This is a genomic window from Streptomyces recifensis, from assembly GCF_002154615.1.
GTDB lineage: Bacteria > Actinomycetota > Actinomycetes > Streptomycetales > Streptomycetaceae > Streptomyces > Streptomyces griseoluteus.
On the sequence record NZ_MUNH01000190.1, the window covers coordinates 1 to 6,464 of the forward strand.

Genomic DNA, 6,464 nt, shown 5'->3' on the forward strand with positions numbered 1-6,464 from the left:
ATCGCCCGCAGGTCGGCCAGGGTCGCCGTGGCCAACGCCTGCATCCGACCCGCGGTGTTGGAGGTGGCCGACACGGCCGCCGCCCGCTCGCGCCGGGCCTTCTCCAGCTCGCCGGAGAGCCGCAGCACCTCGCGACGCAGCCGGTCCGCCTCGCGCGCGCCCTCCTTCTCGAGCCGGGTCCGCTCGGTGCTGAACTCGGCACGCTGTGCCGCCAGTTCGTCGATGAGCCGCTGCTGCTCCCGGCGCGTCTCCTCGGTCGCCGAGGTCCGCTGCCGCTCCAGCCGCTCCACGTCGGCCAGCGCGCCCGCAAGCCGCAGCCGGGCCCGGCGGGCGGCAACCCGGGCGTGCGCGGCCACGGTCACCGCTGCACAGAGCACGATCGCAGCCGAACCTCCGGCCCACAGCAGCGCGTTGCGTGCCGAAAGCGGGGCCACCGCCACGGCCGCGCCGAGCGCGAGCGCCGACAGGACCGCGGTCGCGGCCAGGGCGAATGCGGGCGTACGGAGGGCTGGGCGGTCGCCGGGGGGCGTGGGCGCGGTCATCGGTCCGGTCTGGTCCTCGCGGAAGTCGGGGGTCGTCGGGAGACGAGAAACGACAAGAAACAGCGTCTTGGGTGAACCGGCGGTCACTATACGAGAGTTGATGATCAAAATGGAAAGAAAGCAGCGGCCTTCCATGAAGTGGACGTCCAAAGGGTGGTGTTGGCCGCGAACCGGGCGCGGGCGGCTTATCCACCGAAGCCGTAGATCTTGACTCGCGGTTCCCGGCCCGCTGGACTGTGACCGTCCGCCCCGGCGGGCCATCGGCGAAGGGGGAGCGGCACGTGGCGGGGGAACCGGGGGCGTGGAGCCTCCTCGTGCGCGCGGCCCGGTTCACCGGCCGCACCCTGCGCGGCGAGTGGCATGCCGTCGTGGTGGACCCGCTACGCCGCCTCACGCACCGCGGACTGTCCGGGCTGCTCCTCGCCTTCGTGGCCGCGTCCGGCGTCGTCCTCTTCCACGACCTGGCCCAGCACCCCGCCGGCGCCACCTGGGTCCGGCGGCTCGGCGGCGTCACGGCCGACCTCCCCCTCTGGCTCTCCCTGCTGCGCACCCCCGTCTCGCTGTACGTCCCCGCGCTCGACCTGCCGGTGTGGGCGGGCATCACCCAGCTGTTCCTGGCCTTCGCCCTGGCCGAACTGGTCCTCGGCCGCGCCCGCACCCTGGCCATCGCCTACGTCACCACCCTGGCCGGCACCCTCACCGCCCGGCTGATGATCGAGCTGGGGCCCGGCCGGTGGGGGATCGGGCTGCCCGCCGAGTACGGAGCCGTCCTCGACACCGGCCCTTCGGCGGCCGTGGTGGGCCTGTTCACCTATCTGGCGGTGGTCCGGCGCGCCCCCGTGGTTTTCACCCTGACAGGCGGATCGATGGTGTGGGAGTCCATCGCCGTACCCAACCTCGCCGGCCGCGAGCACCTCGTCGCCGTGTCCGCCGCGATCGCCCTCGCCCTGCTGCGCGGCCGCCGCCTCCGCCTGCCGTACGCCCGAAGGAACCGGCCCGGACCGGTGTCCACACCCGCGGTGCCGCCCCGGCTTCCCCTCCCGGACCTCAGCGCCTCCGCCGTACTCCCCACCGACCCGACGCGCGCACGTCAATGTGACGGTTTTCGCACTTCCACGGGGGCGCGCACCCCCTAGTGTTTCGGCGGAGTACGGGGGCAGTACGTGGCTGACACCATGGTGTTCGTCGCCGGCAGGCTGAAGGGAATCCCAGATGTTCCGCAAGGTGCTGGTAGCCAACCGCGGAGAGATCGCCATCCGCGCGTTCCGGGCGGGCTACGAACTCGGCGCGCGCACGGTGGCCGTCTTCCCTCACGAGGACCGCAACTCGCTGCACCGGCTCAAGGCCGACGAGGCGTACGAGATCGGCGAGCCCGGTCACCCCGTACGCGCCTATCTGTCCGTGGACGAGATCGTGAGCGCCGCCCGCCGTGCCGGTGCCGACGCCGTGTACCCCGGCTACGGCTTCCTCTCGGAGAACCCCGACCTGGCCCGCGCCTGCGAGGAGGCCGGGATCACCTTCGTCGGCCCCAGCGCCGACACCCTCGAACTCACCGGCAACAAGGCCAGCGCGGTCGCCGCCGCGCGTGCGGCCGGCGTGCCCGTGCTCGGTTCCTCCGCGCCCTCCAACGACGTGGACGAACTGGTACGCGCCGCCGACGAGATCGGCTTCCCCGTCTTCGTGAAGGCGGTCGCGGGCGGTGGCGGCCGGGGCATGCGCCGGGTCGAGGAGCCCGCCCAGCTCCGCGAGTCCATCGAGGCCGCCTCCCGCGAGGCCGCGTCCGCCTTCGGCGACCCGACCGTCTTCCTGGAGAAGGCCGTCGTGGATCCCCGCCACATCGAGGTGCAGATCCTCGCCGACGGCGAGGGCAACGTGATCCACCTCTACGAGCGCGACTGCTCGCTCCAGCGCCGCCACCAGAAGGTCATCGAGCTGGCGCCCGCCCCCAACCTCGATCCCGGACTGCGGGACCGGATCTGCGCCGACGCCGTGCGCTTCGCCCGCGAGATCGGCTACCGCAACGCCGGCACCGTGGAGTTCCTCCTCGACCGGGACGGCAACCACGTCTTCATCGAGATGAACCCCCGCATCCAGGTCGAGCACACGGTCACCGAGGAGGTCACCGACGTCGACCTCGTCCAGGCCCAGATGCGCATCGCCGCCGGGGAGACCCTGGCCGACCTCGGGCTCTCCCAGGACCGGATCACCCTGCGCGGCGCCGCCCTCCAGTGCCGGATCACCACCGAGGACCCCGCCAACGGCTTCCGCCCGGACACCGGACTGATCAGCGCGTACCGTTCGCCCGGTGGCTCCGGCATCCGGCTCGACGGCGGAACCACCCACGCCGGCACCGAGATCAGCGCCCACTTCGACTCCATGCTGGTCAAACTCACCTGCCGGGGACGGGACTTCCAGGCCGCCGTGGGCCGCGCCCGGCGCGCGGTCGCCGAGTTCCGCATCCGGGGCGTGGCCACCAACATCCCCTTCCTGCAGGCCGTGCTGGACGACCCCGACTTCCGTGCCGGACGCGTCACCACCTCGTTCATCGAGGAGCGTCCCTACCTGCTGACGTCCCGTCACTCGGCCGACCGGGGCACCAAGCTGCTCACCTACCTGGCCGACGTCACCGTCAACAAGCCGCACGGGGAGCGCCCCGAACTCCTCGACCCCGTCGCCAAGTTGCCCGCACTCCCGGCGGGCGAGCCCCCGGCGGGCTCCCGGCAGCGGCTGGTCCACCTCGGCCCCGAGGGCTTCGCCCGCGAACTGCGCGAATCCCCGGCGCTCGGCGTCACCGACACCACCTTCCGCGACGCCCACCAGTCGCTGCTGGCCACCCGGGTGCGCACCAAGGACCTGCTCGCGGTCGCCCCCGTCGTCGCCCGCACCCTGCCCGAACTGCTCTCCCTGGAGTGCTGGGGCGGCGCCACCTACGACGTCGCCCTGCGCTTCCTCGCCGAGGACCCGTGGGAGCGGCTGGCCGCGCTGCGCGAGGCGGTGCCCAACATCTGCCTCCAGATGCTGCTGCGCGGCCGCAACACCGTCGGCTACACCCCATACCCCACCGAGGTCACCGACGCCTTCGTGCGGGAGGCCGCCGCCACCGGCGTCGACATCTTCCGCATCTTCGACGCGCTGAACGACGTCGACCAGATGCGGCCCGCCATCGACGCCGTGCGCGAGACCGGCACCGCCGTCGCCGAGGTCGCGCTCTGCTACACCGCCGACCTCAGTGACCCCGCCGAGCGGCTCTACACGCTCAACTACTACCTGAGGCTGGCCGAGCGGATCGTCGAGGCCGGCGCCCATGTCCTCGCCATCAAGGACATGGCCGGCCTGCTGCGCGCCCCCGCCGCCGCGAAGCTGGTCACCGCGCTGCGCGGCGAGTTCGGGCTGCCGGTGCATCTGCACACCCACGACACCGCGGGCGGCCAGCTCGCCACCTACCTCGCCGCGATCCAGGCGGGCGTCGACGCGGTGGACGGCGCGGTCGCCTCCATGGCCGGGACGACCTCGCAGCCCTCGCTCTCCGCCCTGGTCGCCGCCACCGACCACTCCGAGCGCCCCACCGGCCTCAGCCTCCACGCGGTCGAGGAGCTGGAGCCGTACTGGGAGGGCGTGCGCAAGGTCTACGCCCCCTTCGAGGCGGGCCTCGCCTCCCCGACCGGCCGGGTCTACCACCACGAGATCCCCGGCGGCCAGCTCTCCAACCTGCGCACCCAGGCCGTCGCGCTCGGCCTCGGCGACCGCTTCGAGGAGATCGAGGCGATGTACGCGGCCGCCGACCGCATCCTGGGCCGCCTGGTCAAGGTCACCCCGTCCTCCAAGGTGGTCGGCGACCTCGCCCTGCACCTGGTCGGAGCGGGCGTCTCGCCGGACGACTTCGAGGCCGACCCGGACCGCTTCGACATCCCGGACTCGGTGATCGGCTTCCTCCGCGGCGAGCTGGGCACGCCGCCCGGCGGCTGGCCGGAGCCGTTCCGCACCAAGGCGCTGCGCGGCCGCGCAGCGGCCAAGCCGGTACGGGAGCTGTCCGCAGAGGACCGCGAGGGGCTGGAGAAGGACCCGAAGCCCACGCTGAACCGCCTGCTGTTCCCCGGCCCGACCGGCGAGTTCGACACCCACCGGCAGGCGTACGGCGACACGAGCGTCCTGGACAGCAAGTCGTTCTTCTACGGACTGCGCCCGGCCAAGGAGTACGCCGTGGACCTGGAGCCCGGCGTGCGGCTGCTCATCGAGCTGCAGGCGGTCGGCGAGGCCGACGAGCGCGGTATGCGCACGGTGATGTCCACCCTCAACGGCCAGCTCCGGCCGATCCAGGTCCGCGACCGCTCGGCCGCGACCGACGTGCCGGTGACGGAGAAGGCCGACCGCTCGAACCCGGGCCATGTGGCGGCGCCGTTCGCCGGGGTGGTGACGCTCGCGGTGGAGGAGGGCGCGGAGGTGGCGGCCGGGGAGACCGTAGCCACCATCGAGGCGATGAAGATGGAGGCGACGATCACCGCGCCGAAGGCGGGCCGGGTGTCCCGGCTGGCGATCAACCGCATCCAGCAGGTGGAGGGCGGAGACCTGCTGGTCGAGCTGGCCTGAACCGCCCGCGTCCGCTCCCGGCCCCTCGTCGGGGCCGGGAGCGGACGGAGTACGGGCGGGATCAGCCCCAGAGGGGGTAGTCCATGGTCTGCGTGAAGCCCTTCGGGCGCGCGTCGGCGTAGGTCACGCTCATCCGGGTGTACCGCTTGACGGCCGGGTTCTTCTTCCACGCGGCCGGGCGGTCGAGGCGCACGGTCACGTGGTAGGGGCGGAAGACGCCCTTGGCGCAGTACGGGTCGCAGTTGTTGACCACGTTCACACCCTCGGCCAGGGCCGACTCCGAGTCCCACTTCACCCACGTGAGGTCGACGAGCCTGCTGTTGCCGTCGCCGCAGGCGAGGATGAAGTCGGTCGGCCGCACGTTCTTCTTGAACTGGCAGTCGACGAGGACGGGCGCGGTACGGTGCGAGACGGGGGCCGTCGGCGGGCTGGCCGACGCCGTCGTCATCGCCGCGGTGAGCAGGGCTCCCGCAGCCAGGGTGACCGTCGTTCCCACCAGTGATCCGCGCATGGCCGCTCCCACCTGTCGTGCTGTGTCCGACCGTGTGCCGACGCTACGACCGTTCGCCCGAATACACCACTCGCGCAGGTGGGAGCGCGGATCACCCGTGCTGGACGGTCAGGCCGTAGAACGCGACGCGGGCGCCGTTGGTGGTCGAGTCCGAGGAGGACTGGTTGTAGGACCCGGCCTTGAAGTACTGCTTGTACGGATTGAAGGACGAGGGGATCGGGTAGCGCGTGGTGCTGCCGTTGACGGTCAGCTCGATGGTGTTCCCGCCGGTCACGGCGATGCTGTACGTCCAGGTCTTGCCGAGGGACACATGGCCCACCGTGTGCGGGGTCTGGCCGCCGGAAGGGGAGTTCTCGGTGCCCAGGACGATGTCGCCGTCCGCGTGGTAGTAGAGCTCCAGCAGCGGCTTGGTGGAGGAGCCGCCGGAGCCGAGGTGGATCTGTCCGACGCAGACGTTCTTGGTCACCGACACCACCCGGAGGGTCGCGTTCATCCGGTGCGTACCGCCGAGCGCCCAGTCGGCCGCGCCGCCGTCGCGGTTCATCTCGCGCAGCTCGGAGCGGGCGTAGTTCGAGTTCGGTGTGGTGACGCCCTTCTCCGGCGCCCAGAAGGTCATCGCGCCGTCGCGGGTGTCGGTGTAGAAGTACGCGTCCTGGTAGCCGTTCGCGCCGCGCAGCCGGGACGAGGAGATCGTGGTGGGGGAGCCGGGGGAGCCGACCGGCTCCTGGAGCTGCCAGACCGAGAGGTCGAAGTTGCCGCCGGGCGCCACGTGTGGGTCGGCCGCGTGCGCGGTGCCGCCGAAGGCGCCGAGGGTGAGGGCGAGG

Annotated in this window: 4 protein-coding genes and 1 pseudogene; 2 read left to right on the forward strand and 3 right to left on the reverse strand. The window is 72.3% G+C overall.

Features of this window, described 5'->3' with window-relative positions; translation table 11 throughout:
- Positions 1 to 692: pseudogene (locus tag CCN33_RS11685) on the reverse strand (hypothetical protein); the annotation flags it as partial.
- Between the two features lie 131 nt (positions 693 to 823).
- Here CCN33_RS11685 and CCN33_RS11690 point away from each other — a divergent pair.
- A complete protein-coding gene (locus tag CCN33_RS11690) occupies positions 824 to 1,678 on the forward strand; it encodes a hypothetical protein (RefSeq protein WP_086693573.1) in 855 nt (284 codons plus the stop codon).
- Between the two features lie 76 nt (positions 1,679 to 1,754).
- Positions 1,755 to 5,129: a pyruvate carboxylase gene (locus CCN33_RS11695; protein WP_086693574.1), complete on the forward strand. Its 3,375-nt coding sequence runs from the start codon at positions 1,755 to 1,757 to the stop codon at positions 5,127 to 5,129.
- Between the two features lie 61 nt (positions 5,130 to 5,190).
- Here CCN33_RS11695 and CCN33_RS11700 read toward each other — a convergent pair whose 3' ends face one another.
- The gene (locus CCN33_RS11700; RefSeq protein WP_086693575.1) at positions 5,191 to 5,640 is read right to left on the reverse strand and encodes a hypothetical protein; all 450 of its coding nucleotides are present in this window, start codon (positions 5,638 to 5,640) and stop codon (positions 5,191 to 5,193) included.
- Positions 5,641 to 5,731: 91 nt separating this feature from the next.
- Positions 5,732 to 6,464 (reverse strand): polysaccharide lyase family 7 protein (locus tag CCN33_RS11705; protein WP_086693576.1); only part of this gene is annotated, 733 nt, incomplete at its 5' end.

Bases quoted from the DNA above. Each gene is read 5' to 3' on its own strand.
- CCN33_RS11695 (WP_086693574.1), top strand. From the start codon at position 1,755: ATGTTCCGCAAGGTGCTGGTAGCCAACCGCGGAGAGATCGCCATCCGC.
- CCN33_RS11700 (WP_086693575.1), bottom strand. From the start codon at position 5,640: ATGCGCGGATCACTGGTGGGAACGACGGTCACCCTGGCTGCGGGAGCC.